This is a genomic window from Aquirufa sp. HETE-40SA (genome assembly GCF_054558635.1).
This window is the reverse complement of the sequence record NZ_JBPXKN010000001.1, coordinates 795,153-819,806: the sequence shown is the minus strand read 5'-3', so window position 1 is coordinate 819,806 and position 24,654 is coordinate 795,153. Positions and strand designations below refer to the sequence as shown.

The window sequence follows — 24,654 nt, the reverse complement described above, 5'->3', positions numbered from 1 at the left end:
AAGGTCCTATCTTTGTGGGCAATTAATCTACACATGGGCGCGCTTAGTCATATCAATCAGTATTTTTGGAAGTACAAATGGCTTTTGCTGCTAGGGATTATTTTTACGCTTTTTTCTAATTTTTTCGGTGTATTTCCCGCGCAATTAGTGCGCTATGCGCTCGACTTAGTGACTGAAACGATTAATATCTATTTTCTTTTTAAAGGTTTTAGTCTCCAAAAAGCCTTCTACGAAATCTTCGGTTTCACCCTATTTTTCTACGGTGGACTCATTATCTTGATGGCCATTTTAAAAGGTGTTTTCCTCTTTTTAGTTCGCCAAACCCTCATTGTGATGTCCCGTCACATCGAGTTCGAGTTAAAAAATGAGATTTATACCCATTACCAAACTTTGCCTTTATCCTTCTATCGCCAACAAAATACGGGTGATTTGATGGCGCGTATTTCGGAGGATGTAGGAAAAGTACGTATGTATGTGGGCCCTAGCATGATGTATGGTTTGAATTTGATTACGGTTTTTATTCTCGTAATCTATTCCATGTGGCAGGTGAACCAGAAATTGATGTGGTATGTGTTGATGCCTTTACCTGTTTTGTCGTTGAGCATATACTACGTCAATTCACTTATTATTCGTAAATCAGAGGAAATTCAAGCGGCACTATCCCAGATTTCTACTTTTGCTCAAGAAGCTTTTTCAGGGATTCGGGTGTTAAAGTCTTTTGTTCGAGAGAAAAAATCGCTGCAATCCTTTACAGATGCTTCATCTGCCTACCGGGCTAAATCACTTGGTTTAGTGAAGGTTGATTCGCTCTTTACTCCCTTGATCGCTTTGTTGGTTGGTTTTTCGACTATTCTAGTTGTGTACATTGGATCACAGGAAGTGATCGCGGGTCGAATGACCGTGGGTAATATCACGGAGTTCATTATGTATGTATTTATGTTGACTTGGCCGGTGACTGCTTTGGGCTGGACTAGCTCGCAGATTCAACGGGCGGCAGCTTCGCAAAAGCGGATCAATGAGTTTTTGGAGGCCAAATCTGAATTAACCACTGGCCAGCAAATTCGCCAGGAAATCATCGGTAATTGGGAATTTAAAGACGTTTGCTTTGCTTATCCGGGTTCTGATCGCTTCGTATTAGATAAGGTGAACATGACAATTGCAGCAGGGGAGTCAGTGGCTCTTTTAGGTCAAACGGGTTCAGGTAAATCGACAGTTGCTTTATTGATGGCTCGTTTTTATGACCCTAGCTCGGGGGAGATTTTCTTGGATGGTATTTCTTTAAAAGAGTGGGATATGGCGTGGGTGCGTTCTTTTGTGGGTTTTGTCCCGCAGGATGTATTTTTATTTTCGACCAGTATTTCGGATAATATTCGGTTTGGTAATGATTCTTTAACACAAGAATCTATAGAGATTGCAGCGAAGCAAGCAGATGTGTATGATAATATCATGGAGTTTCCTGATCAGTTTGAAACGATTCTAGGCGAGAGGGGAATTACGCTTTCAGGTGGTCAAAAACAACGCGTGTCGATTGCACGTGCTTTAGCTAAAAATCCGAAGATGCTCATTTTAGACGATTGTTTATCAGCCGTAGATACACATACAGAACATACGATTTTGGAAAATTTAAAACAGCTAACGGTAGGGAAATCGTCCCTGATTATCTCACACCGCGTTTCATCTGCGCGTTTAGCGAATCGAATCTTTGTGCTTTCTGATGGATCAATAATGGAGAGCGGATCACACGAGTTTCTGTTGGAGCGTAAAACGCTTTATTTTGATCTTTACCAACAGCAGTTGAACGAAGAATTACATCAAATTTCCGCTCAATCGAATTAATTCTATCTCAGCTGATTTTGCAGCAAATTTAGCTTCAATTAAACGAGTCTCAGCCGCCACAGCATTACGTTGAACCTCTCTTAATTCATAAGAAGTAGCGATACCTACTTTAAAGCGATCAAATGCAATGTCGATATTTTGTTTTGCGATGGCATAATTCTCTGTTTCAAGCTGAATTAAATTCAAGGCATTTTCATAGGTAATGTAGGTTCTTTCCAGCAAGGATAAAAGATTATTTTTCAAGTCCTCAATCTGTAGTGACGCAATTTCTGCATTGATTTTTGCGTTTTGTATTCTTCTTTTCTGGTTATATCCATCAAAGATGTTGAAGGTTGCTCTTAAGCCATAATTAAAAACATCACTACTTCCTTTTTCTACCCCAAAACCAGCGCCATTTGTTACACTGTTTAAGTTGTATCCGGCTAATAAATCGATTTGAGGTTTCTGTTGGCTCTGTAAATTTTTGGTATCCAAATCATTGATTTTTTTCGTCAAAATGGCAGAGATGAGCGCAGGGTTTTGGGACAAAGCACTCACTTTAAGCTCATTTAACGCTAGTTTAGGCATTAAATCAATCATCGTATTTATTTGAAAATCAGCCTTGTAATCTTTAATTAAAAGGGTATTAAAGCCAATTTTAGTGTTTGTGAAGGATTGCTCTTGGGCTATTAATAGTGCCTTATCCTCATTGTAATCGACTTGAGCTGAGTAATAATCCACTTTAGACCCTTGACCTACTTCGTACCGGTCTTTCGCTAATTTAAGGCGGTCATTCGAAATTTCAAGTCCTTTTTTGAAGTTGTTCACTCTCAGGTTTTGACGAATGATATCATAATAAGTGGTTGAAATTAAGGCAATTAAATTCTCGATATTGGACTCTGTTTGCTTAGCACCCAAGTTTTGTAATTCTTTAAATCGATCACGTAAAACGAACATGCCTTGGCCATCATATAAAGTCCAAGCCATCGCTAAGCCCGCATTGCTAGAATTTGAATTAACCCCTGATTGAACTAATGGAGGGCGAACTCCACCAAAAAAAGATTGATCAAGTCCAGAGACCGTATAATTTTTAGAAGCAGTACCGGTGATGGTCGGAAGAAACCCGGCATTGCCAAGTGTATTTTCATTCGCCGCGATACGCTCCCTTTGTCTTGAAATTTGAATAGAATATTGCTTCGTTATCCCTTGTTGGATCGCCTCTTCTAAGGTCAACATTTGTTGTGCTTGTGCCGCAATGGGACACAAAAGAACGAAGAAGGCTAAGCGAAATGGTTTCATAGAAATAGGTTAAATCAATCAATAAAACAAACTTAACAAAATCATGCCACATTAGGAAGTCAAAAGCCTACAAGCACCCATAAGGCTTTTTCCATAGAATGTAATACATTTGTTTAATGGTCACACATCTATATATCTATCCAATCAAGTCATTAGGGGCAGTTTCTGTCTCGAAAGCCATCATGGAGAAGGAGGGATTACGTGGTGATCGCCGCTTTATGTTAGTAGATAAAGAAGGTAAATTTATTACACAACGTACCCGGCCTGAGCTAACCAGATTCACTTTAACTGAGTCAATGAATGGTTATTTAGTGAAAGATGCAGTAACAGGCTTGGAAAAAGTATTGCATTTAGAACCAGTCGTAGGAGAATATATCTCCGTCGAGATTTGGGATGATCAATTGCAGGCTAGAGAAGTGATGGATGGGTGGTCGCTTTGGTTTTCGGAAGCCTTAGCTCAACAGGTGAAGTTAGTTCGGATTACGAAGGAAAAACCTCGTGAGATGAAGGCAAAATACCAAACTGGAATAGCGAAAAACACCTCATTTGCAGATTCATTGCCTTTATTAGTAGTTACTACTGGCTCTTATATCGCTTTAGAGCATAAGCTTCAGGGACCTGTAGATCGACTACGATTTAGACCTAATATTGTCGTTTCTGCAACAGTGCCTTTCGAGGAAGATACCTGGTCTGAAATTAAGATAGGAGAGGTTTCTCTTTTTGGTGCCAAACCCTGTGCTCGGTGCTCATTAGTAAATGTAGATCCTACTTCGGGTGAATCAGATAAGAAAACCTTGAAAACCTTAGCATCCTTTAGAACAATGAATCAAAAGGTTTATTTCGGACAGCAATTTGTACCTATTTCAATAGGCGAAATTCACGTGGGAATGGAGGTTCAAATCATTCGTTCGCAAGATGCCATTTATTAAAAATTTGTCCTTGGAAGTGGTTATAGGTGCTGTTTTATACCAGTATTTCCTCTATGACATTTGTTTACACGCCTCTCCTAGTTTTCTTGAAGTCTCCATTCTAGCTTTGGTTGTCTGGTTTGTCTATTTATTGGATCGACAGATTGATAACTTATTTCAACCCATTCAAGATGTTCGCCATCAAATGCATGCAGATTACAGAAGGCTCATCTGGATTATAATCGCCACGTTGGGGTTTCTTATTAGTTGCTTGTTGCCATTTTTAAAGATCGAAATTTTGCTTGCTGGTTTTCTGCTGGCATTTCTGTTGTTAGCTTATGGATTTGCCTGGCACAAAGGTATTTTGCGTTCAGAAAAAGAACTATTTACAGCCATTTTATACAGTTTAGGGGTTGGTTTGGTGGTTTGGGTCCGTGAACCTTCTGCTGTATTCTTCCTCTTGCCTTTAATCGGATTAGCCTATCAAAATTTATGTTTTTTTAATCTTATAGAGGAGGAATCTAGTTTTTACCGGGATCGATTAAAAAAAACAGAGTGGATCCTAATCGGGCTATTGAGTGGGATCTATGCTGGGACTAAGGATCTTTTTATCGTCTTACCTTTTTTGGTTACATTTGGGCTAACATTCCTACTGTCGCGTTCAACTATTTCCGAGAGGAAGCGCTTCTGGGGGGAATTGGCATTTTGGAGTCCACTTATTTATCTATTTCATGGGATTTTTTCAGCATAAAGACGCTTATAAAGCCTTGCAATTTCCGGAGTTTCGCGCTTATGTGACGGGAAATACGCTTTTTACGATTGCTTTGTTGATTCAAGAGGTGGTCTTGGCGTATGAAATATATAAGATAACACACAACCCATTAGCGTTGGGATTAATTGGGTTAGCGGAAGCTGTTCCTTTTATCTCTTTGGTGTTATTTGGTGGTCATTTTGCGGACAATCGGGATAAGAAAAAGATCATGCAGGTGACGCTATCCCTGATTATTGCGTCCTCTATCTTCTTATTATATTCGAGTACGCAACTTCAATCAGCAGATCAGGATTTCCATATCTATTCGATCTATGCGGTTATTTTTATTATTGGTCTTTCCAAAGGTTTTTTCAGTCCAGCGGCTTCCTCATTAAACCCTTTTTTAGTCCCTAAAGAGGTTTTTGCAAATGCAGCGACATGGAATAGTTCGTTTTGGCAATTAGGATCTATTTTAGGCCCAGGTGTAGCAGGTTTTTTATATGCCTATGCAGGTTTATCAGGGTCTTTACTGACCGTGATTTTGTTGCTATTAGGGGTCATGGTCTGTATTTTCCAAATAGATAGTCGTCCCGTGCCAGAGAAAACGGTTCATCATGAATCGATATGGCATAGTTTGAGAGAGGGGATTGCCTATGTATTTAAGACTAAAATCATCTTATATTCGATTTCTTTAGATCTTTTCTCTGTGCTTTTTGGGGGTGTTATTGCTATTTTACCCATTTTTGCTGAGGACATCTTGAAGGTAGGTGCGGAAGGTTTAGGTATTTTGAGAGCAGCTCCTTCGGTGGGAGCCGTGGTGACGATGGTTACATTGGTTTATTTTCCTCCGCTGAAACATGCTTGGAGAAACTTGATTTTAGCCATTGCCGGTTTTGGCTTAGCCACTCTGGTCTTTGGGGTATCAACTAATTTTTGGCTTTCTGTGACGGCCTTGTTTTTTACGGGAGCTTTTGACTCTATCTCCGTCGTTATTCGTCAAACGGTTTTGCGTTTCTATACGCCTGATGAGATGCGAGGACGAGTTTCTTCTGTAAATGGGGTTTTTGTTAGCACATCAAATGAATTGGGTGCTTTTGAGTCAGGTGTAGCCGCGAAGTTATTTGGTACTGTGCCTTCCGTTCTGATAGGCGCGGGAGTAACTTTAGTGTTAGTAAGTCTAGTTGCCCTTACCTCTACAGAATTATTTGACCTTAATGTCGACCAAAAAGTATCTGAATAACTAAGCGTTCTCGTTTGCTATTTTTGCTTTGTTCTTAGCAATTTGTTCCGGCCAAGTTTTAAGTATTTCCGTGATAGCTTTCTTCGACTCTTGAGCCCATTGAATGCTTTGGATGGCTTGCACATTGCTGGCATTTTCGCCTAACAAGCATGGAAGAATTTTTACATGGTAATCTTCCATCTTCTTTTCAGAAATAATCACCGTCGCATCACATGATAAATGGTGGATAATTCCATCAGGTGTTTGGCCTTCAGAAACATAAAAATGATCTAATTGACTTAATTCTATCGTGTTTTCTGCGATCAAATCGTCTCCTTGAAAATGCAATTGAGTGATCGATGAGTCTGCTATAGCCACATAGGAAACGCGTTTTTTGCCAGATTTCTCCGCAAAAAAATCACCAATGGACTGGAAGAAATTACGTTTAGACAAAGTGGTTATACCAAGGCCTTTTGTGTTAGCCGGTAAGTGTTTCTGTATGAATTGAAATGTGCTGGGCAGTTGAATAGACATAATAAAACAGATTAAATTTCGATTCTAATTTTAGGCTTAGGGAATTCAAAATACTTAGAGAAGGATTGGAACCACGCATGAATGGTTTCAAATCCAGTTTTATCTAGTTTGTATTCGATAAATTGCCCTTTTTTAACGGCTTGGATCAAATTTGCTTGCTTCAATAGATCCAAGTGATGCGAAATGCTAGGTTTGCTCATGTCAAACTGACTAGCAATCTTGCCGGCATTTTGTGGCCCATTAACCAAGAACTGCAAGATCTCTCTCCGCGTGGGATCGTTGATTGCTTTAAATTTTGCGTCCATCTTAATTAGATAATTAAGCGAATGTCTAAATTAATTATGATAAATACAAGCTTTTATAGATCAGATTTACGATATGCCTCAATTAAAGCTAATTCTCCTTCCTTTCCAGGCTTTGAATTTCCATGTTCCATTCCTAAAACGCCAGTAAATCCTTTTTGTTTTACGTGTCTAAATATATTTTGGTAATTGACCTCACCTGTAGTAGGTTCTTTGCGGCCAGGATTATCTCCTATTTGCAAATAGGCTATTTCATTCCAGCATTTATCCATATTTGCAATTAGGTTCCCCTCATTTCTTTGCATGTGGTACATATCGAACAGGATCTTGCAAGAAGGGGAGTCTACTGCCCGACAAATGCTATACGTTTGATCTGAATATCGCAAAAATAAGTCTGAATTGTCGCTTAAAGGCTCCAAAACCATGGTTAATCCTGCAGGTTCTAAGATTTCAGCAGCGCGTTTTAGATTATCAATAACATTTCCCGTTTGGATTCCCATAGGAAGGTCTCTTGTGAAATTACCTGGGACCACAGTGGCCCATTTAGCATTTACTCGTTTGGAAGTCTCAACGGCTTTTCTGCAAGAATCGAGGAATAGATCAGTCCATTCTTTTTTGCCGGTGGTCATCGTTTGTTTATCAAAAAATCCATCGAATTTGATAACGAAAACGCCCATTTTCATATTGAGCTTTGCTAACTTCTCCCCAATTTTCTCTTGTAATGCGACCGGTCTCCCCATTAACTCATTGTCTTCTAAGGCTGTGAATCCTTGATCATACATAAACTGTAGTTGATCAAGTTCGTTAGGTCCAGCATGGTTTTTAAACATTCCAAAATGTGGCGCGTAGTTCATTTCAAATGGTTTCTCGCGAGCTAGTGTAGCACCTTTCGAAAAGGAAGGAATCAATAAACTAGCTCCTAAAAGGGAAGTAAAATCACGACGTTTCATTTTATTTCTTCTTTAAAGTGGATAAATATTCAATTAGATTAACAAGTTCTGTGGTGCTCATGCCATCCGCTAAACCCTCGGGCATTAGAGACTCCGGTACTTGTTTGTAGGATTTCAAGGCAGATGTTTTAAAGCTTTTGACCATACCTCCTGGTATGCGCAACATAATATCGGTTTCGTTCTTTGATAAAATAATTCCCAAGTAGCTATCTCCGGATTTTGTCTTTATTTCAAAGGTTTCATAACCAAATCCAATCCCTGCATTCGGGTGTAAGATGGACATATATAATCCTTCCTTTGAAAGTTTAGAACCAACTTCATCTAATTTAGGCCCTAATTCTACACCTTCGTTGTTCAACAGGTGGCACATAGCACAGGAATTAGTAAACACTATTTTGCCTTTCACTGCATCTCCTGTTATTTTGACTAATTCTGTCAGTGGAGGATGTGATTTCTTGGCATCACTTTGATATTTGTCTAAATAACTATTAGCTTTTAATCTAGTTGATTTTCTCCAAGCTTTTTGAAGACTACTCACCACTAAAGGAATATAGGCGGGAGATATTTTCTTCTTTTCTAGTAGGTCTAAAACAAACTCTTCTGTAGATGAAGAATTGCCAATCACTCGTGCAGCCTGCATTTGAACATTTTTGCTAAACTTCGTATTTGACATTGCTTCAAACAATAGTTGAGCGGATTCTTTTTTACCTTGGTAGCGTAAAGATTCGATGATGGCTAACTGTTCGATATCTTTAGCAGTAAAGAATTTGGTGCGAATTAACTCTGAACCGCCAGGTAAATTATAGAGTACTTGACCCGATTTCGAGGCTTCGGTGCCTGCCAAAATCATCCCTAAAACACGGGATCCTTCTTCTTTTAACTGGTAGTAATCCACTAATTCGAGGTATTGTTTACCTTCAATCTGTTTCAATAAGTTTGAAAGTACAGTTTTGGCCTCTGGATTAGTAGAAAAATAAATGGGTTTTATGTGGCGAACAGCCTCTAATTGAGCTGCCAAGTCGTCCGAAAATTTACCTGTCAGGAGTGCAAATAATGCTGCAGATTTCTGATCTCCTGGCATAAAATCTAAGGCACGGAAATAGGCAGGTGATTTTGTAGTAGCTATCAGTTCAATCAATGCGGGAAGTGCCTTTTCTGTTCTAGCTCTCCAAATAACCTGCGCATACCCTTTCGAATTTTCTGGTTTTAATTCAAAATAGGCCGCTAATCGTTCCTCCCAATTTCCATCTGCCCCAATACCTAAAGCTTCAAGATACCATCGATCTAAACCCCCATGTCGCATCGCAAGACTCGCCCAAAGTTTATTCACTTCATCTCCGGAAAGATGGCGCAATGCAATGGCTAATTCACGCCTCACTGATGGGTGTTGATCTTTTGCTGCTATTGCTGCGAGTTCAGACCATTCTGTAAATGGCTTTTGCTTCGCGGCGCGGATGGCCATTGCTTTTAGGTTTGGATTAGCTTTATCGAAAGCTTTTCGGATAAATTCATTCGAACGGGAACCCTTATTCAATACCCAAAATGCTCTTGCTCTAAATCGGGGATTTTCATTCGTATTAAATTCATTTTCTAACACCGTTTCAGCCGTGGTTCCCATCTTTTGCAATGCTTGAAATGCAAGGAAACGTGTTTCTAAATTAGGGTTCTCGAGTGCTCTTAGAGCTGATTCGGGCGTGATGAGATCAATAGGCACTGTTTTGTATACGTGTCCTTTGGGGGCAATACGATAGATGCGGCCTTTGGCCTGATCCCCTGCTTGATGTCCACCTACGCCTGGATCGTACCAATCTGCAATAAAAAGTGAACCATCGGGTGCGGTAGCCACATCAGCGGGTCTAAACCACTGATCACGTGAGCTGATTAAATTATTAATTCTTGCCTCATAACCGGCACCCCATGGGCTTGTAGCATAAGAACGAACTATGTTAGGACCTGCATCGGTATGAATCATTTGATTTTGGAAGACAGAAGGCAATAAATTTCCTTCGTAAATGATCATCCCGGTAGGTGAACCTGCACCGGTTTGCAATAAATTAGGTACCACGCCCGGGTCATTTAAATGCCAGTGACGTAAAGGAATCTCTTTTTCGATGTTCGTCCTATTTACAGACCAGCCTTCTCCCGTCATTTCATCTACATAACCGTAGTTTCCATGCTCGAAAACGGCATTGATTCGAACCCCTTTGTTGCCATCATCATCGTTATCTGATTGCCAAAGCCCCCCATAAGAATCCACAGCCACCTCAAAATTATTTCTAAAATTATGACCTAAAACCTCGACTTGGCTTCCATCTAGATTACATCGAAAAACCATACCTTGGCGGTATTTCTTAGGCCCAATGGGATCACCGTCTTGATCCAAAACAGGATTTCCTTTTCCATCTAAAAGCTGCTTGCCTTCATTTCCAATATTAAAATACAGTTTTCCGTCTGGCCCGAAAGTAAACGCATGCGCCCCATGATCATGTTGCTCCCCGCAAATTCCGGAAAACATCACTTCTTTTCGGTCCGCTTTTCCATCCCTGTTATCATCAAACATTTTCCAGATGTACGGACTTTGTGAAACAATGACCATCGAATCTAATACAGCGATGCCCAGTGGAGAATTTATTTCTGGGGATTGGTAGAAAATTTTCCGTGAATCAGCCTGTCCATCTCCATCCGTATCTTCTAAAATTAAGATTCGATCCCCTTGAGGATTCGTCGGATTTCCATTAATTCCAGGACGGTAATTATAAGCTTCTAATACCCAAACGCGACCTTTCGAATCCACATCAATATTAGTGGGATTAATTAGCATCGGTTCAGCTGCGAATAGCTTCAATTCTAAGCCAACAGGGACTTGTAGAGTTGAAACCTTTGTTTGAACTGAATCAGCAGCGATTTTTTTTAGCTGAGTCACCTTAGGAATACCTAAGCTAACAAGGCTAATTATCCCACCTAGCAGTAGGAGCGGTGCGTTTTTACTAATTTTCATAATTCCTTACCGAATAGTTGAAAAGGCAGTAGGGGTCATAAAAACAGACTCAATTTTCTCAATAATTTTGCCGTCTTTTTCGGAGTCGCCTGATGCTTTTCTCCATTTCGGATCATTTCCAAAAGCAGCCCAATTTACTTTAGCAGCCTCTTCAGATGGATGCGCAACAAGGTAAACTAATTTGCTTTGAACAGCCGGATCCTTTTCAATGGTGGTGAAGTAGGCGATATTTTTGATATCATGCGATTTAAAGATCTTCATCGTGTGATCTCTGAAACGAGCTAAAATCGCTGGATTTCTACCCGGTAATTGTGAATAGGTACGAAGTTCAAACACTTGATTTACAGGTCCGCTAGAAGGTTTAATTGTAGGACTAAAATCTGTCGCATTCATAAATAAACTAGTCACTTTTGCCACAATTTTACCCGTCTCTTCCGATTTTTTTGAGACTGTTTTCCACTCAGGGTCGCTACTAAAATGTTTCCAGGAAGAATCGCGATCCGCTTTCGATGGATAAGCTAAAATATAATAAAGGGCATTTTCTGTGTTGTTTGTAGGGATCCAATACCCCACATTTGTCATGCCGTGTTTTTCGAAAATCTTCGTGGTATGATTAGTGAATCGTTGGATTAATGCATCTAATCTGCCTGGGTGGCAATAGTAAATGCGCATTTCAAAGTAACGACTATCCACTTTTTTTGCGTTTACAGCAAAGGGAAATAGACCTGCACACAGCAAGGTCAAAAGAAGTATTTTTTTCATGTGTTAAAATAGGTTTGGACGAATTTACGGATTTAATCGTCTTTTTAGTAGTTTGTCAATCATAAAAAATAGCATCTCCGGTTTCAGCGTCCTCCAGTTCGGAATCTGGAGGTTTCCGCCAAAATTCAGGTAGTAATCTATCTTGTATTTGGCCCATTCATCCTCCACAAAAGGCGCAAAATGCATGGCCGCAATCCATCCATCTTCCACATCTTCAAACCATTCCGCATAATAGTCGTCTTCAAAAGATCCATGAAAATTAAGCACATTTTCGCCTACTAAAATAAAGTGCTTTATTCCTGCATCGACAAAATGATCTACCACGGTTCTCTTCAAGTGCATTACATCATTATGAAGCGTATCATTCCATTCCCCGAACAATTCAATAATGGTATATTTTGCTGTATAATCGGTGTATAGAATTTTGCAAAATAAGGTCTCTGAGCCTATATCATCCCAAAGCGGGTGAATGTAATAACCATAAATATCATTTTCATAAGTAGTTTGAGAATAATGTCTGCCAAAGAATGGGGACTTCTTATCCTTGGCTGCGACATAAATAGATTCCCACTGGAACGAAGGTTCAATGTTTTGCATGTCCTAATAACCTAAAAAAGGCTTTAAAATGCAACCTTTTAATTCTTACGAACATCTTCTAGCTAAATTATCAGTAAATTGATAATTTATAGTACCTTGTATTGCAAAGTACCTTTTGTTTTGTATCTTTGCAAAAGAATTAACAAATCACCATGAAAAAACGTCAGCTACTCATTCTATTACTCGTTTTTTGCAGTTTTCAAGCCATGTCCTTAGGCTTCCCTCATCGATTATATCCAGCTAAATTTATTAAAAAGACTATCCAAGTTTTTGTAAAAAACTCAAAGAAATAATGTTTAATTTTGGTCTAAAGACTAAATCGATATGAGCTTATTATTTATTGAGTGGAATGCTGACCCTACCATTATAACTTTATTAGGTTTCCCCATTCGTTGGTATGGTTTATGTTTTGCCTTGGCTTTTTTGGCCGGTTTTCAGGTAGTAAGTTATATTTTCAAAAAGGAGGGGAGATCCGTTGAGCAAGCGGATCAATTGTTGATGTATACCATGGTGGGAACAATTGTGGGGGCGCGTATGGGGCATTATTTCTTTTATGAATTCCCTTTGCTATTAGCTGATCCTGTTCGGTTTTTTATCCAAATGATCACCCCACCGTTTTCAGGTTTAGCCTCTCATGGAGCAGCCATTGGTTTGTTTACTGCCTATTATTTGTATACTAAAAAGAATAAAGATCAATCCTATTTGTATGTGACAGATCGTATGGTGATAGTAACTGCTTTGGCAGGATTCTTCATCCGATTTGGGAATTTGATGAATTCGGAGATCATTGGAAAACCGACTGATTTGCCTTGGGGATTCAAATTTATGCGGGATTTTGAATTTAATCCGAGTGGATTGGCCTCTTTTGTCGAACCGCGCCATCCCTCACAATTGTATGAAGCGCTTTCTTGTTTAGTGATTTTTGCCTTTTTATTGTGGCTTTGGAGTCGCCAAAAAGAAAAGACACCTCATGGAATATTGACGGGTCTTTTTATGATCATCCTATTTACTTTGCGTTTTTTCTATGAATTTTTGAAAGAAAACCAAAGTTCATTTGAAAATAGTTTGACACTAAATATGGGCCAAATATTATCCATTCCAGCCGTTCTATTCGGAATAGGTGTTCTATTGTACGCAAAGAGAAGGGCTTAATTCGAATAGTCGAATCGCAGGTGATCTAAATTCGGAAGCTGTTTTTTAGGGCGCTTGACCTCGTAATCGTAAATGATCTGACCTAGGTTTTTATAGAAGGGAAATCCTATCGTATCATAATCGTATTTCTCATCGTTGAAGATCTCGTCTTCATTACATAGTACAACAGCCGTCACGATAAATTCGATTTTTTTGTCAAAATCTACCACATAGGCATTGTCCAAAAGGAAACCATAAGCGTCTCCTACTTTATTGAAAATTCGCAAGGAGGGATTCAAATCTGCATTTTTCTCCGATCCATAATACAAGAATTTACAGTAAGTAGCGTATTCCTCCTTGTAGATTGGCTCTTTTGATTCTGTCGGATACATCGACATATAGCGGTAGAGAAAATCGTAATCACCTTTTGATAAATTAAATCGGTCTTTGGCTGGGTAAGCTTCAGGTAGCATAAGTCTTTTTAGAAATTCATGTTGAGCCTGTAAGGGATAAGCGTTTTTTAAACTAAAATCTAATGGATGATCTTCTACTTTACCTGCATCATTCATGGTTCCTTTTCCAATTAAAATGGGAGTTGCAGCACTATATGGTGCCTCATTAAATGCTTCTGGTTGATGGTAAACAGCTTTTCCTGATCCGTCTATTAATTGAATGGGGTTTGTGTATTGATTTTCTAGCCTGGGTAGGGCAGTTTGTAAACGGTGGGTGAGTCTTATACCCTTAAATCCTTTTAAGTACATGGATTCATTGAAAGGCCTTTGGCCTAAAAATTCATATAGGCGGTTATAGGCTTCATTATCAGAGACTAATAAGATCTTTTTGATATAGTGCTCTACGCTGGGTAAACCTGATTTAGCCGAGGAGTCAGTCTTTATTTCATTCTGGGATGGACGATTTTTAAGCGTATGAAAGGTCGTTGATTTATCAATTTTTAAGGCGTTTAGTTTTTCTAAGGCCAAAACACTTGCCGCTAATTTGACTGTACTCGCTGGGTAGAAATATTCGGATGAATCTGACCGGTAGGAATAGGTGGTCAGTGTTGGTTTATTTTTCGCATCTCTATCAATCTGTGTATAGAGGATTTGGAGGCGGTATTTTTCCGGATTGTCCGTTAGTTTCTTGAATTTGTCCGGATGAGAAAGTAATAGCTTCTCTAGGATATTGGTGGGCTTTTGAGCGAATGTACTCATGCTGATCAGTAGTATAAACAGGATTTTAGGCATAGCTTTTAATGGCATCTGTTATCGTATCAATATCTTTTAATGTCAGAGAGGTAGGCAATATAGCACGGCAAACGGGTGGCGCAGTGATATCTGGATAGGCAAATTGGTTCACTAAAATGCCAGATAATTTTAGGTGTTCGAATAGGCCTGGCGCTTTGGAACAAAAGGCAGGATAACCTGCTTGATAGGTAACCGCTACCTCCAAACCCTGGAAGTTTGCTGCGAAGCGATCCGCCAAGGCTTTGCTCTGTTGAGCTTGCTCTTTATAGGCTTCCATCGATTTCAATCCAGCATGACAAAAGGCAGGATTAGGAGGTGAGGAACCCACCCAAAAAGAATCCTTTTTAATCTCTTCTATGACTGCAGCTGCACCTAAAATGACCCCTGCGGGCAAGCCAAATGCTTTAGAAAGTGAGGCCGTTTGAAGTAAATGACCAGCACATGGAAGATAAATATCTTGAATTCCCACTCGATGAGATTCGTCAACGATTAAGTAATTACTTGGGTCCATTTTAGACGCAAAAGAGAAATCAAAGGTTGTAATCCATGGGGTACCTATGCCATCTGTAACCAGTATTTGGCCTTTTTGATGGGTTGAGATCCATTCAGAATAGCTTCCAGCGAATGGTTTATAGGGGTGGCGCCACAAGGCAGGGTGTGCCTGGGGAGCTAGGTTTAAGGTTAATCCTTTTTGTTGTGTGAATTGGACGGCGATTTGGGCGGCAGCTAGACCAGAGGAACACAGGACAGCTGATTCCACCCCGAAATGGGAAGCTAAAGCTTGTTCAAAATCCTCCCAAATGGAGAATTGCAAATTGTTGCGACGGGAGCTGCCGAAGTTTTGGGAATACTGTTCAATTCCTTGTTTTAGCGCATTTTGAAAGGTAGGATGTGCACCAATATTCAAGTAATTCGTACCTCCGAGCCAAAGGTATTCAGATCCTTCAAACACTATTTTCCGACCTGGAATATGATTTTCTGTTAACGAATAGCTCATAGCAAAGTGGCACCGGTTCCGGGTAAATGAGAATAGGAAACTACCCCATAATCGATGGTAATTCCGCTTGAAATAGTATCTTCTACTAATAAACAACCGTCCATATCGACGTAATCTAACAAAGGAAGTAGCTGCGCAATGGCTGAGCAGCCTATGGTTGATTCGGTCATGCAGCCTACCATGACTTTTAGCCCGAGCGTTCTGGCTTTTTTGATCATGCGTAGGGCAGGAGTCAAACCGCCACACTTCATTAATTTAATATTAATACCATGAAAATAGCCCGCACATTTCTCTACATCAGACTCTAGAATGCAGCTCTCGTCTGCAATAATGGGTAAAGTAGATTCTAGGTAAACCCGTTTCATTCCTTCCCAGTTATCCGCTTTCAAGGGTTGCTCAATGAATTCTACTCCTAATTTTTCCAGTTCTGGGGCGAAATAAATGGTTTGTTCAGTAGACCAGGCGGTGTTCGCATCGACTCTGAATACCGCATTTGTTTCTCGGCGCAAGGCTTCTACGATTTCCAAATCATCCGGGGTGCCTAGTTTGATTTTATAAAGAGGGAAGGGGGTCTCCTGCATTTTGGCAACCATTTTCTCCACCGTATCCATGCCTATGGTATAATCCGTAATGGGATTGTTTGTAATATCTAAATCCCAAATTTCGTAAAGTGGCTTATTGTGCGTCTTTCCCCACAGGTCCCAATAGGCGACATCCAGCGCACAAAGGGCGAACGGATGTTCATCTAAGAGTGTTTTAGACATCATCGCCCAAAAATCACTCGGATGGGGAAGTATATCATGTGGTAAAAAATCAATTATGGACTCAATCTGTGCCTTCATCCTTTCCATCGTAACCCCATAGTAAGGGGTCTCAGTCGCCTCTCCAAACCCACTTTTACCACGCCATCTCAATTCCACAATTAAGGTGGGCTGAACATCTCTCGATTCGTGTGCAATCGTGAAGGTGTGTTTTAAGGGTAGATTGAAAGTATGAAGTTTCAGTTCCATACGCGTTTATTTGAGTGGAATATAGGGTAATTTTTTCGACTTATCACCCGCTTTTTGCCAAACTAATCCATCTGCACGAGACCAATTAATCAAGTCCCCTGATCCATTATGCGCTAATACTTCTCCATTCTCTACCGGGATCCATTGATCTAATTCCGCGGAGGGTTTAGGCAAGAATTTGATTTCTTTCACATTGTATTCAGCCCAATCGCCGGATACCCACGGTAAGAAATAGACCCAGAAACAAGTCAGCGTTGAGATCGGATTTCCAGGGAAGGCAAAAACGACTTTTCCGTCAGTACGTGTAGCAACTAACATCGGCTTCCCCGGTTTTTGGCTGATTTTGTGAAATACTGTTTCGAATCCAGCTTCCGCTAATACACCCGGAATTAAATCCTTTTTGCCCGCTGAAACGCCGCCTAATAATAAAATAATGTCATTTGATTCCAAGGCCTTATCGATGCTAGCTTTGATTTTTTCTACTGAATCAGGTAGGTGACTTGAGTTTGCTTTGAAACCTTTGGACAATAACACCGACTTCAGCATCATCACATTGGAACTGCGAATCTGGTGATCTTTCGGTGTCTCATGCAAACCTACGATCTCGTCTCCTGTGGAGAATATGTGTACGTGAGGCTTCGATTCTACTTCAATATGGGCTTTACCCACGGTCGCTGCGATCGCAATTTCCACTGGCCCAATCTTCGTTCTTTTCTTCACTAAAACGGAACCAGCTGGCGCATCAGCGCCTTGCAGGTGAATGAATTGCCCTTTTTCTAAAGGCGTTTTACCTATATAGGTAGCTATTTTCTTCTCAATACTCAGATCTTCTATCTTGATAATCGCCTCTGTGCCACGAGGAGCGGTGGCCCCAGTCATGATTTCTAAAGCACCATCCGTCTTTTTAATCGCTTTCACCGGTTCTCCTGCAAATAAAATACCTTCGATTTTCCAGGTAGGCGCACTAATATCTTTTACAGCAATTCCATCCATCATCACCCGGTCAAAAGGAGGAAAGTCGCGATCTGCCACTATTTTTTCGGCGATGTTCATTCCAAGCGTCTTTGCCAAAGGCATTTTCTCTGTACGGAAAGGAATGGTGATGTTTTTAAGGAGTTCAATCGCTTCAAGTGGGCTGATCATGTGTATGGTTTTATCGTATTTGATAAATTTCGCTATTTTTTGCTAATTCTCCTGTATTTTTGTTTTCTAAATTTCAAATTAGCTATGCCCATAGACTTTTCTCACTTGCAATCAGATGGCACCCCAGGAATGGTGGATGTTAGTGCTAAAAACGAAACGGTTCGGGAAGCGAAAGCGCAGTCCATCGTATTTTTAGGAGCAGAAATTGTGGGGCATTTTGAAGCGGCAGGTTGGCAAAACAAGAAAGGGAGCATACTTCAAACCGCGGTAATTGCAGGTACCATGGCAGCTAAAAAGACATCAGATTTGATTCCTTTGTGTCATCCCTTGGGTTTAGATTCCTGTAAGTTTGAAACAGAAGTTTTAAAAGATCAAATTGTCATTACGTGTATCTGTCGATTGCAAGCTAAGACGGGTGTAGAAATGGAAGCCCTAGTAGGTGCTTCTGTGGCAGCCTTAACGGTATACGATATGTGCAAGTCGGTTTCCAAAGGTATCGTTATCAAAGAAACTAAATTGATCTCTAAATCCGGCGGTAAGTCCGATTTCAAAGCCTAATATGTCTTCTCATCATATCATCCGAGACAAACAAGAACCCGCGCTGATCATCGCGAATGGGGAGGCTTGTTCGTTGGATTTGGTGGAACAATTATTAGAATGGTCACCGACGGTGGTGGTGCTAGATGGGGCGTTGGAGAGAGTCATTTCGCTAGGCATCAAAGTAGACGTCTGGTTAGGCGACTTCGATCACGCTCAGGCAGCTGATTACAGTGATTATCCCTTGAAAAAGGTGCATACGCCGGATCAAAATTTGACAGACTTAGAAAAGGCCTTTGAATATTTAATAGAGGAGGGTTATCCGGCTGTCAATGTCGTTTGGGCGTCAGGAAAGCGCATGGATCACACGCTGAATAATTTTCATTCGCTAGTGCGCTATGGCCGGAAATTGAAGATTGTGTTCTTTGACGATTATTCAACGTCTTATCTATTGCCTCCCTCCTTTGAAAAGTGGTATCAAGCAGGAACTCCGCTGTCACTTATGCCCTATGGCGAAGCATTTCAAGTAAAATCATCCGGTTTAGTCTACGATTTAAATCACCCTGTATTGAGTCTTGGAACTCAGACCAGTTCCAGCAATGAGGCGCGCGAAGATGGGATCGTAAAAATTTCGTACGAAAGCGGGGCGCTTATTTTGATGGAGTGCCACGATTAATTTTGTCCTGTTCTGACGGCTTGTAAAAGACCGGTCTCGAAGGAACCTCTGGAAAGTAATTCTGATCCACCCAATTGCCCGGAAAATCGTGCGGGTATTTATAATCAGCTCCATAATTCAAATCCTTCATCATACGCGTAGGTGCATTGCGTAGATGCAATGGCACCGGTAAATCCCCCGTCTGTTCCACATAGGCCATGGCCTTGTTGATGGCGTTGTAGGCGGAATTGCTTTTGGGAGAAGTCGCTAAATAGATAACCGTCTGAGATAAAATAATCCGAGATTCCGGATTGCCGATCACTCGAATGGAATCGAAGCAAGATTGGGCTAATAAAAGCGCATTGGGATTAGCTAAACCAATATCTTCCGAGGCCAAAATCAACAATCTACGACCAATAAACTCTAAGGATTCGCCACCCGCTAACATCCGCGCTAACCAATACACTGCCGCATCTGGATCAGATCCACGGATCGATTTGATAAACGCCGAAATGATATCGTAATGTTGCTCTCCGTCCTTGTCGTATTGAGCTAGATTCTTTTGTAAACGTTCGGTAACTAAGGCATTCGTCACCTCGAGCTCGTTTCCTCCCTCTGTGGTAAATAATAATTCGAATAGATTCAAAAGCTTTCTGCCATCACCTCCAGAGAAATGAAATAAGGCATCTGTTTCGGTTAGGGTAATTTTTTTATCCTTGAAAAGCGAATCTGTGGCGATCGCTTTTTGAAGCATCGTATGCAGGTGCTCATTCGAAAGTGATTCCAGCACATACACCTGACAACGCGATAAAAGGGCTGAAATAACTTCGAAAGAAGGGTTTTCTGTGGTCGCACCCACTAAGGTGACAATTCCTTTTTCGACTGCATTTAAAAGAGAGTCCTGCTGGGATTTCGAAAAACGGTGAATCTCATCGATGAATAGAATGGGCGATTGAGCCTCGAACATTCGGTTTTTCTTCGCTAATTCCAAGGTCTCCCGCACTTCTTTCACCCCAGATTGCACGGCAGAAAGCGAGTACATCGTTCGCTTAAGTGCACCAGATAATAAGGTTGCCAGCGTCGTTTTTCCCACACCAGGCGGCCCCCAAAGTATACATGAAGGCAAATGCCCCGCCTCGATCGCTTTTCGTAGCGGTGCGTTAGTACCCACAACCTTTTCTTGGCCGATGTATTCATCTAGGGTGGTGGGGCGCATTCGTTCTGCGAGGGGCTGCATCATGATTCGAAGTTACGGGATTTTTGTAAATTAGAAATAGAATTTGTAGCTTGAAGTCCTAAATAAACCTATCAAATATGAATCATTCTAGACGTTCCTTTTTACGCAATTCGGCTATGGGAATTGGGGCTTTGGCCTTCGCTTCTCCAGCCTTGCAAGCTTTAGCAGCTGCGAAATACAAGAAATTAGTGGGAGTTCAATTATACTCCATTCGCGAGGATATGCGAAAAGATCCACAGGGCACCTTAACTGCTTTGGCAGAAATGGGCTATAAATATGTAGAGCACGCGAATTACATTGGCCGTAAATTTTATGGTTGGGAAGCGAATGAATTTAAAAAACGCCTAGATGATTTGGGGATAAAAATGCCTTCAGGTCACACAGTAATGGGTAAACCGCATTGGGATGATGCGAAGAATGATTTTACCGACCTTTGGAAATATACGGTAGAAGATGCCGCTGTCATGGGTCAGGAATTAGTCATTAGCCCATCGATCGACATGGGGATTCGCAAGGATAAGAACTTATTATTAAAGTACATGGATATCTTTAATAAGTCTGGTGAATTATGCCAAAAATCAGGCATGCGTTTCGGCTACCACAATCACGATTTTGAATTCTCTGAGAAATTAGAGGGTGAATTATTATATGACATTATGTTGAATAATACCGATCCTACACTGGTTGCACAACAATTAGATATAGGTAACATGATTAATGGAGGCGGGGTTCCTGCCGAGGTTATGAAGAAATTTCCAGGTCGTTTCGTATCTATGCACGTGAAAGATGAAGTACCTTCATCAGCTGGACATGAGAAATTCGAATCCACTGTTTTAGGAAAGGGCTCTGGCCAAATCGACGTTCAAGCCCTAGTTAAATTAGGAGACAAAGAAGGCGGAACGAAGCATTTTATTATCGAACAAGAATCATATCAAGGATTACAACCATTAGATTGCATGAAGCAAAACATTGCTATCATGAGAGGATGGGGATATAAATAAAAAAAATACTATGAAAAAAATTGTTTTAATCAGCTTACTAGCTGCTCCCTTTTTAGCGGATGCACAATCTAATTTGAAACCTGTTATCGCTCAAAAAGCAGATGCGATGAAAGACAAGGTTATTGCCTGGCGTCGTGATTTTCACGAACATCCAGAATTAGGAAATCAAGAAGTGCGTACAGCAGGAATCGTAGCCGCACATTTACGTTCCTTAGGGATTGAGGTGCAAGAAAAAGTAGCCTTAACGGGCGTGGTGGGAATTCTGAAAGGAGGAAAACCGGGTCCGGTCGTTGCCTTGCGTGCTGACATGGATGGATTGCCGGTAACTGAGCGTGTAGATATTCCCTTTAAATCTAAAGTTGTTGCAGATTTTAATGGTCAAAAAACAGGTGTAATGCACGCCTGCGGTCATGATTCACATGTGGCTATTTTGATGGGTGTCGCAGAGATTTTGGCCTCAGAAAGAGCGAATTTAGCGGGAACCGTTAAATTCATTTTCCAGCCAGCTGAAGAGGGTGTTTACAATGATAAAGGTGAGACCATTCTAGCGGGTGCTGAATTAATGGTAAAAGAGGGCGTTTTAGAAAACCCAAAAGTGGATGTGATATTTGGTTTACACATTGGCGCGGGAAATGACAACGGGGTGATTGAATACAAACCAGGTGCAACGATGGCGGCTGTGGACCAATTGGACATTAAGGTCAAAGGAAAACAAGCGCATGGTGCAAGTCCTTGGACTGGAATTGACCCGATTGTGATTTCATCTCAAATCGTGATGGGGCTTCAAACCATCGTTTCGCGTTCGGTAAATATTACAGAAGATCCTGCGATTGTTACGGTAGGTGCGATTCACAGTGGTATCCGCCAAAATATCATTCCGGAATCTTCTCATATGATTGGTACCATTCGGACTTTTGGCACAGCGCAACGTGAATTAGTGCACAAGCGTATCAAAGATATCGCAACAAATATTGCTGAAAGTGGTGGAGGAAAAGCGGATGTGACCATTGGAACAGGATATCCTATGACCTATAATGATCCGCAATTGGTTGAAAAAATGTTACCTACTTTGCAAGGTGTGAATGGTAAAGATCGAGTAAGAACAGTTCCAGCACACACCGGTGCAGAGGATTTTTCTTTCTTCCAACAAAAAGTTCCTGGGTTCTTCTTCTTTTTGGGGGCAAGACCAGATAATAAAAAAGCGAACGAAGTGGCAGGTCACCACACACCCGACTTTCACCTAGATGAAGGTCAATTCCAAGTCGGTGTTAAAGCCCTTGGTAGTTTAGTTGTGGACTACATGGACATGGCGCAACTGAAGAAAAAGAAATAGATTTTAAGAGACGCGATTTTCGCGTCTCTTTTTTTATACTAGTTTCCTGTAAATCTGATTAATGCTAAATAAATAATTCGACCTACCCTAGGTAAACTAGGGTGATTGGGCCCTTTTGCTTTTGTAGTTTAGCTCATAAAAAAAATTCAACATGTACAAACACGTATCGTATCTCTGGGATGACGCAAAAGTAGCGGCGCTTGCTGGAAATGAAGTCGACCTATTCATCTACCGTTCTAATATTTTAGGAGCGGATTTACGCATTACCAATTATGGCGGGGGAAATACCTCGGTAAAAATTCAAGACAAGGATCCTTTAACCGGATCTGAGACGGAGGTAATGTGGATCAAAGGCTCGGGTGGAGATATCGGCACTTTGAAGAAGTCAGGCTGTGCGGCTTTGTACGTGGATCGATTGCTTTCCTTGACGAATGTGTACCGTGGTTTGGAATACGAAGATGAAATGGTAGAATTGTTTAATCATTGCATTTTTGATTTATCGTCCAAAGCTCCATCCATCGATACGCCCTTGCATGGCTTTTTGCCATTTAAACACATCGACCACTTACATCCAGATGCGGCGATTGCGATCGCAGCGTCTAAAGATGGCGAGCAAATCACGAAAGACTTATTCGACGGACAGATCGGTTGGGTAGGCTGGCAACGTCCTGGTTTCGATTTAGGCTTGCAATTAAAAGCCTGTTTAGACGAGGCAGCCGCACGTGGTGTCCAATTGCGTGGCATTATGTTAGGTTCACATGGATTATTTACGTGGGGAGATACTTCCTACGAATGTTACTTGAATACATTAGAGGTCATCGAGAAATGTGCGGAATATATTGAATCGAAAACAGGATCTGTTTTTGGCGGTGCGCGCATGTCTTCGTTTTCAGCGGAGGAACGTTCGGCGAAGGCAGCTTCTCTGGCACCCGTTTTACGCGGTTTCTGTTCCTCCCACGTGCAAATGGTCGGTCATTTCTCCGACGATGAGCGCGTATTACAATTCATTAATTCGAACGATTTAGACCGTTTAGCTCCATTAGGAACCTCTTGCCCGGATCACTTCTTACGGACAAAAATTTCGCCATTGGTATTGGGATCGGATGTTTCGGTAGAGGCTTTGACCCCTTTATTTGCTGATTACCGTCAGATGTACGGATCGTATTATGATTCTTGCAAACATGCGAATTCTCCAGCCATGCGTGATCCGAATCCCGTGGTGATTTTATACCCGGGTGTGGGGATGTTTACGTTTGCTAAAGACAAGCAAACAGCTCGCGTGGCCTCTGAATTTTATACGAATGCCATCAATGTCATGCGTGGTGCGGAGGCTATTTCTTCCTACACGTCCTTACCTCGTCAAGAGGCTTTTGATATTGAATATTGGTTACTGGAAGAAGCAAAACTTCAACGCATGCCGAAGCCAAAAGCTTTGTCAGGACGTGTGGCGTTTGTCACAGGATCCGGAGGTGGGATCGGTAAGGCGATTGCCAAAAAGATGGCTCAAGAAGGCGCCTGCGTGATTCTAAATGATGTGAATGCAGACCGTTTAGCGGAGGCGAAAGCCGAGTTTATTGGTTTATTCGGTAAGGACGTCGTTTCGACAGTGGTTGCCGATGTGACCAATCAAGAATCGATCGAAGCAGCGATGAAGCAAGCTTGCTTGGATTTCGGTGGGGTTGATTTGATTGTGAACAATGCAGGTATCTCGATTTCCAAAGGAATCCTAGAACATACGCAGGCCGACTGGGACAAATTATATGACATCTTAGTGAAAGGGCAATACCTGGTTTCTCAAGCGTCAATTGCCGTGATGCGCAAGCAAGGATTAGGTGGCGATATCGTGAACATTGTTTCTAAAAATGCCTTCGTGGCAGGTCCGAATAACGTAGGTTATGGTTCAGCGAAAGCAGCTCAGGCACACATGACACGTTTATTAGCTGCCGAATTAGGACCGGATCACATTCGCGTGAACACGGTTAATCCTGATGCGGTAATTGCTGATTCCAATATTTGGGCAGGCGGTTGGGCTGAAGGTCGCGCTAAAGCCTATGGAATTACCGTCGCTGAATTGCCAGCGTATTACGCGAAAAGAACCCTATTAAATGAATCTATTTTACCGGACGATATAGCCAATGCGTGTTTTGCATTCGTGGGAGGCTTGTTGAAAAAGTCAACCGGAAATGCCTTGAACGTGGATGGCGGTGTTGCCGCAGGATTTTTAAGATAGC

At 41.2% G+C, this 24,654-nt stretch carries 22 protein-coding genes; 10 read left to right on the top strand and 12 right to left on the bottom strand.

What is annotated here, in order from left to right:
- The first annotated feature begins 33 nt into the window (after nucleotides 1-33).
- Nucleotides 34-1,836: an ABC transporter ATP-binding protein gene (locus tag ACRZ9O_RS03750; protein ID WP_459456494.1), complete on the top strand. Its 1,803-nt coding sequence runs from the start codon at nucleotides 34-36 to the stop codon at nucleotides 1,834-1,836.
- Here ACRZ9O_RS03750 and ACRZ9O_RS03745 read toward each other — a convergent pair.
- Nucleotides 1,807-3,114 carry a TolC family protein gene (locus ACRZ9O_RS03745; RefSeq protein ID WP_459456492.1) on the bottom strand — a complete coding sequence of 436 codons (1,308 nt, stop codon included), beginning with the start codon at nucleotides 3,112-3,114 and terminating at the stop codon, nucleotides 1,807-1,809. The genes ACRZ9O_RS03750 and ACRZ9O_RS03745 overlap by 30 nt on opposite strands.
- A gap of 116 nt (nucleotides 3,115-3,230) precedes the next feature.
- Here ACRZ9O_RS03745 and ACRZ9O_RS03740 point away from each other — a divergent pair, with 116 nt between their 5' ends.
- The 3 genes from ACRZ9O_RS03740 to ACRZ9O_RS03730 are packed head-to-tail and all read left to right on the top strand — an operon-like array spanning nucleotide 3,231 to nucleotide 6,013.
- Nucleotides 3,231-4,043, top strand: coding sequence for an MOSC domain-containing protein (locus tag ACRZ9O_RS03740; protein ID WP_459456490.1), 813 nt, complete (start codon nucleotides 3,231-3,233; stop codon nucleotides 4,041-4,043).
- Entirely contained in the window at nucleotides 4,030-4,773 is a 744-nt protein-coding gene (locus tag ACRZ9O_RS03735) for a hypothetical protein (protein WP_459456489.1), read from the top strand. The genes ACRZ9O_RS03740 and ACRZ9O_RS03735 overlap by 14 nt, the downstream gene beginning before the upstream one ends.
- The gene (locus ACRZ9O_RS03730) at nucleotides 4,754-6,013 is read left to right on the top strand and encodes an MFS transporter (RefSeq protein WP_459456487.1); all 1,260 of its coding nucleotides are present in this window, start codon (nucleotides 4,754-4,756) and stop codon (nucleotides 6,011-6,013) included. Before ACRZ9O_RS03735 ends, ACRZ9O_RS03730 begins: the two co-directional genes overlap by 20 nt.
- Here the strand turns inward: ACRZ9O_RS03730 and ACRZ9O_RS03725 are convergent, their stop codons facing one another.
- Genes ACRZ9O_RS03725 through ACRZ9O_RS03700 form a run of 6 tightly spaced genes read right to left on the bottom strand, consistent with a single transcriptional unit; the run spans nucleotide 6,014 to nucleotide 12,135 of the window.
- Complete coding sequence (locus ACRZ9O_RS03725) at nucleotides 6,014-6,526, bottom strand: hypothetical protein (protein WP_459456485.1); 513 nt, start codon at nucleotides 6,524-6,526, stop codon at nucleotides 6,014-6,016.
- An 11-nt stretch (nucleotides 6,527-6,537) separates the two neighbouring features.
- Complete coding sequence (locus ACRZ9O_RS03720; protein ID WP_395616817.1) at nucleotides 6,538-6,831, bottom strand: autorepressor SdpR family transcription factor; 294 nt, start codon at nucleotides 6,829-6,831, stop codon at nucleotides 6,538-6,540.
- Nucleotides 6,832-6,884: 53 nt separating this feature from the next.
- Nucleotides 6,885-7,778: a hydroxypyruvate isomerase family protein gene (locus tag ACRZ9O_RS03715; protein WP_459456483.1), complete on the bottom strand. Its 894-nt coding sequence runs from the start codon at nucleotides 7,776-7,778 to the stop codon at nucleotides 6,885-6,887.
- 1 nt (nucleotide 7,779) lies between these two features.
- Nucleotides 7,780-10,776: a PVC-type heme-binding CxxCH protein gene (locus ACRZ9O_RS03710; RefSeq protein ID WP_459456481.1), complete on the bottom strand. Its 2,997-nt coding sequence runs from the start codon at nucleotides 10,774-10,776 to the stop codon at nucleotides 7,780-7,782.
- Between the two features lie 6 nt (nucleotides 10,777-10,782).
- Nucleotides 10,783-11,538, bottom strand: a complete 756-nt coding sequence (locus ACRZ9O_RS03705) for an NIPSNAP family protein (RefSeq protein ID WP_459456479.1) — start codon at nucleotides 11,536-11,538, stop codon at nucleotides 10,783-10,785.
- A gap of 24 nt (nucleotides 11,539-11,562) precedes the next feature.
- On the bottom strand, nucleotides 11,563-12,135 hold the full coding sequence (locus tag ACRZ9O_RS03700) for a hypothetical protein (protein WP_459456477.1): 573 nt from the start codon (nucleotides 12,133-12,135) through the stop codon (nucleotides 11,563-11,565).
- Between the two features lie 324 nt (nucleotides 12,136-12,459).
- Here ACRZ9O_RS03700 and lgt point away from each other — a divergent pair, with 324 nt between their 5' ends.
- Nucleotides 12,460-13,287 (top strand): prolipoprotein diacylglyceryl transferase, encoded by an 828-nt coding sequence (gene lgt / locus ACRZ9O_RS03695; protein ID WP_459456475.1) that lies wholly within the window; start codon nucleotides 12,460-12,462, stop codon nucleotides 13,285-13,287.
- Here the strand turns inward: lgt and ACRZ9O_RS03690 are convergent.
- The 4 genes from ACRZ9O_RS03690 to ACRZ9O_RS03675 are packed head-to-tail and all read right to left on the bottom strand — an operon-like array spanning nucleotide 13,284 to nucleotide 17,660.
- Complete coding sequence (locus tag ACRZ9O_RS03690; protein ID WP_459456473.1) at nucleotides 13,284-14,477, bottom strand: serine hydrolase; 1,194 nt, start codon at nucleotides 14,475-14,477, stop codon at nucleotides 13,284-13,286. The genes lgt and ACRZ9O_RS03690 overlap by 4 nt on opposite strands.
- A 25-nt stretch (nucleotides 14,478-14,502) precedes the next feature.
- Nucleotides 14,503-15,507, bottom strand: coding sequence for an aminotransferase class I/II-fold pyridoxal phosphate-dependent enzyme (locus tag ACRZ9O_RS03685; protein ID WP_459456471.1), 1,005 nt, complete (start codon nucleotides 15,505-15,507; stop codon nucleotides 14,503-14,505).
- Nucleotides 15,504-16,517 carry a dipeptide epimerase gene (locus tag ACRZ9O_RS03680; protein ID WP_459456469.1) on the bottom strand — a complete coding sequence of 338 codons (1,014 nt, stop codon included), beginning with the start codon at nucleotides 16,515-16,517 and terminating at the stop codon, nucleotides 15,504-15,506. The genes ACRZ9O_RS03685 and ACRZ9O_RS03680 overlap by 4 nt, the downstream gene beginning before the upstream one ends.
- Before the next feature lie 6 nt (nucleotides 16,518-16,523).
- Nucleotides 16,524-17,660, bottom strand: coding sequence for a molybdopterin molybdotransferase MoeA (locus ACRZ9O_RS03675; RefSeq protein ID WP_459456467.1), 1,137 nt, complete (start codon nucleotides 17,658-17,660; stop codon nucleotides 16,524-16,526).
- A gap of 84 nt (nucleotides 17,661-17,744) precedes the next feature.
- Here ACRZ9O_RS03675 and moaC point away from each other — a divergent pair, with 84 nt between their 5' ends.
- Together moaC and ACRZ9O_RS03665 are read left to right on the top strand one after the other, a co-directional pair.
- Nucleotides 17,745-18,218 carry a cyclic pyranopterin monophosphate synthase MoaC gene (gene moaC / locus ACRZ9O_RS03670; RefSeq protein WP_459456466.1) on the top strand — a complete coding sequence of 158 codons (474 nt, stop codon included), beginning with the start codon at nucleotides 17,745-17,747 and terminating at the stop codon, nucleotides 18,216-18,218.
- A gap of 1 nt (nucleotide 18,219) precedes the next feature.
- Complete coding sequence (locus ACRZ9O_RS03665) at nucleotides 18,220-18,873, top strand: thiamine diphosphokinase (RefSeq protein ID WP_459456464.1); 654 nt, start codon at nucleotides 18,220-18,222, stop codon at nucleotides 18,871-18,873.
- Here the strand turns inward: ACRZ9O_RS03665 and ACRZ9O_RS03660 are convergent.
- The gene (locus tag ACRZ9O_RS03660; RefSeq protein ID WP_459456462.1) at nucleotides 18,848-20,092 is read right to left on the bottom strand and encodes a replication-associated recombination protein A; all 1,245 of its coding nucleotides are present in this window, start codon (nucleotides 20,090-20,092) and stop codon (nucleotides 18,848-18,850) included. The genes ACRZ9O_RS03665 and ACRZ9O_RS03660 overlap by 26 nt on opposite strands.
- Before the next feature lie 74 nt (nucleotides 20,093-20,166).
- Here ACRZ9O_RS03660 and ACRZ9O_RS03655 point away from each other — a divergent pair, with 74 nt between their 5' ends.
- The 3 genes from ACRZ9O_RS03655 to ACRZ9O_RS03645 all read left to right on the top strand — a co-directional run bounded on the left by ACRZ9O_RS03655 (nucleotide 20,167) and on the right by ACRZ9O_RS03645 (nucleotide 24,653).
- Nucleotides 20,167-21,090, top strand: coding sequence for a sugar phosphate isomerase/epimerase family protein (locus tag ACRZ9O_RS03655; protein ID WP_459456460.1), 924 nt, complete (start codon nucleotides 20,167-20,169; stop codon nucleotides 21,088-21,090).
- A 10-nt stretch (nucleotides 21,091-21,100) separates the two neighbouring features.
- Complete coding sequence (locus ACRZ9O_RS03650) at nucleotides 21,101-22,423, top strand: amidohydrolase (RefSeq protein WP_459456458.1); 1,323 nt, start codon at nucleotides 21,101-21,103, stop codon at nucleotides 22,421-22,423.
- Nucleotides 22,424-22,574: 151 nt separating this feature from the next.
- On the top strand, nucleotides 22,575-24,653 hold the full coding sequence (locus ACRZ9O_RS03645; RefSeq protein WP_459456456.1) for a bifunctional aldolase/short-chain dehydrogenase: 2,079 nt from the start codon (nucleotides 22,575-22,577) through the stop codon (nucleotides 24,651-24,653).
- Nucleotide 24,654 lies beyond the last annotated feature (1 nt).

Excerpts from the sequence above, each read along its gene's own strand:
- ACRZ9O_RS03750 (WP_459456494.1), top strand. The coding sequence starts at position 34 with ATGGGCGCGCTTAGTCATATCAATCAGTATTTTTGGAAGTACAAATGG.
- ACRZ9O_RS03745 (WP_459456492.1), bottom strand. The coding sequence starts at position 3,114 with ATGAAACCATTTCGCTTAGCCTTCTTCGTTCTTTTGTGTCCCATTGCG.
- ACRZ9O_RS03740 (WP_459456490.1), top strand. The coding sequence starts at position 3,231 with ATGGTCACACATCTATATATCTATCCAATCAAGTCATTAGGGGCAGTT.
- ACRZ9O_RS03735 (WP_459456489.1), top strand. The coding sequence starts at position 4,030 with ATGCCATTTATTAAAAATTTGTCCTTGGAAGTGGTTATAGGTGCTGTT.
- ACRZ9O_RS03730 (WP_459456487.1), top strand. The coding sequence starts at position 4,754 with ATGGGATTTTTTCAGCATAAAGACGCTTATAAAGCCTTGCAATTTCCG.
- ACRZ9O_RS03725 (WP_459456485.1), bottom strand. The coding sequence starts at position 6,526 with ATGTCTATTCAACTGCCCAGCACATTTCAATTCATACAGAAACACTTA.
- ACRZ9O_RS03720 (WP_395616817.1), bottom strand. The coding sequence starts at position 6,831 with ATGGACGCAAAATTTAAAGCAATCAACGATCCCACGCGGAGAGAGATC.
- ACRZ9O_RS03715 (WP_459456483.1), bottom strand. The coding sequence starts at position 7,778 with ATGAAACGTCGTGATTTTACTTCCCTTTTAGGAGCTAGTTTATTGATT.
- ACRZ9O_RS03710 (WP_459456481.1), bottom strand. The coding sequence starts at position 10,776 with ATGAAAATTAGTAAAAACGCACCGCTCCTACTGCTAGGTGGGATAATT.
- ACRZ9O_RS03705 (WP_459456479.1), bottom strand. The coding sequence starts at position 11,538 with ATGAAAAAAATACTTCTTTTGACCTTGCTGTGTGCAGGTCTATTTCCC.
- ACRZ9O_RS03700 (WP_459456477.1), bottom strand. The coding sequence starts at position 12,135 with ATGCAAAACATTGAACCTTCGTTCCAGTGGGAATCTATTTATGTCGCA.
- lgt (WP_459456475.1), top strand. The coding sequence starts at position 12,460 with ATGAGCTTATTATTTATTGAGTGGAATGCTGACCCTACCATTATAACT.
- ACRZ9O_RS03690 (WP_459456473.1), bottom strand. The coding sequence starts at position 14,477 with ATGAGTACATTCGCTCAAAAGCCCACCAATATCCTAGAGAAGCTATTA.
- ACRZ9O_RS03685 (WP_459456471.1), bottom strand. The coding sequence starts at position 15,507 with ATGAGCTATTCGTTAACAGAAAATCATATTCCAGGTCGGAAAATAGTG.
- ACRZ9O_RS03680 (WP_459456469.1), bottom strand. The coding sequence starts at position 16,517 with ATGGAACTGAAACTTCATACTTTCAATCTACCCTTAAAACACACCTTC.
- ACRZ9O_RS03675 (WP_459456467.1), bottom strand. The coding sequence starts at position 17,660 with ATGATCAGCCCACTTGAAGCGATTGAACTCCTTAAAAACATCACCATT.
- moaC (WP_459456466.1), top strand. The coding sequence starts at position 17,745 with ATGCCCATAGACTTTTCTCACTTGCAATCAGATGGCACCCCAGGAATG.
- ACRZ9O_RS03665 (WP_459456464.1), top strand. The coding sequence starts at position 18,220 with ATGTCTTCTCATCATATCATCCGAGACAAACAAGAACCCGCGCTGATC.
- ACRZ9O_RS03660 (WP_459456462.1), bottom strand. The coding sequence starts at position 20,092 with ATGATGCAGCCCCTCGCAGAACGAATGCGCCCCACCACCCTAGATGAA.
- ACRZ9O_RS03655 (WP_459456460.1), top strand. The coding sequence starts at position 20,167 with ATGAATCATTCTAGACGTTCCTTTTTACGCAATTCGGCTATGGGAATT.
- ACRZ9O_RS03650 (WP_459456458.1), top strand. The coding sequence starts at position 21,101 with ATGAAAAAAATTGTTTTAATCAGCTTACTAGCTGCTCCCTTTTTAGCG.
- ACRZ9O_RS03645 (WP_459456456.1), top strand. The coding sequence starts at position 22,575 with ATGTACAAACACGTATCGTATCTCTGGGATGACGCAAAAGTAGCGGCG.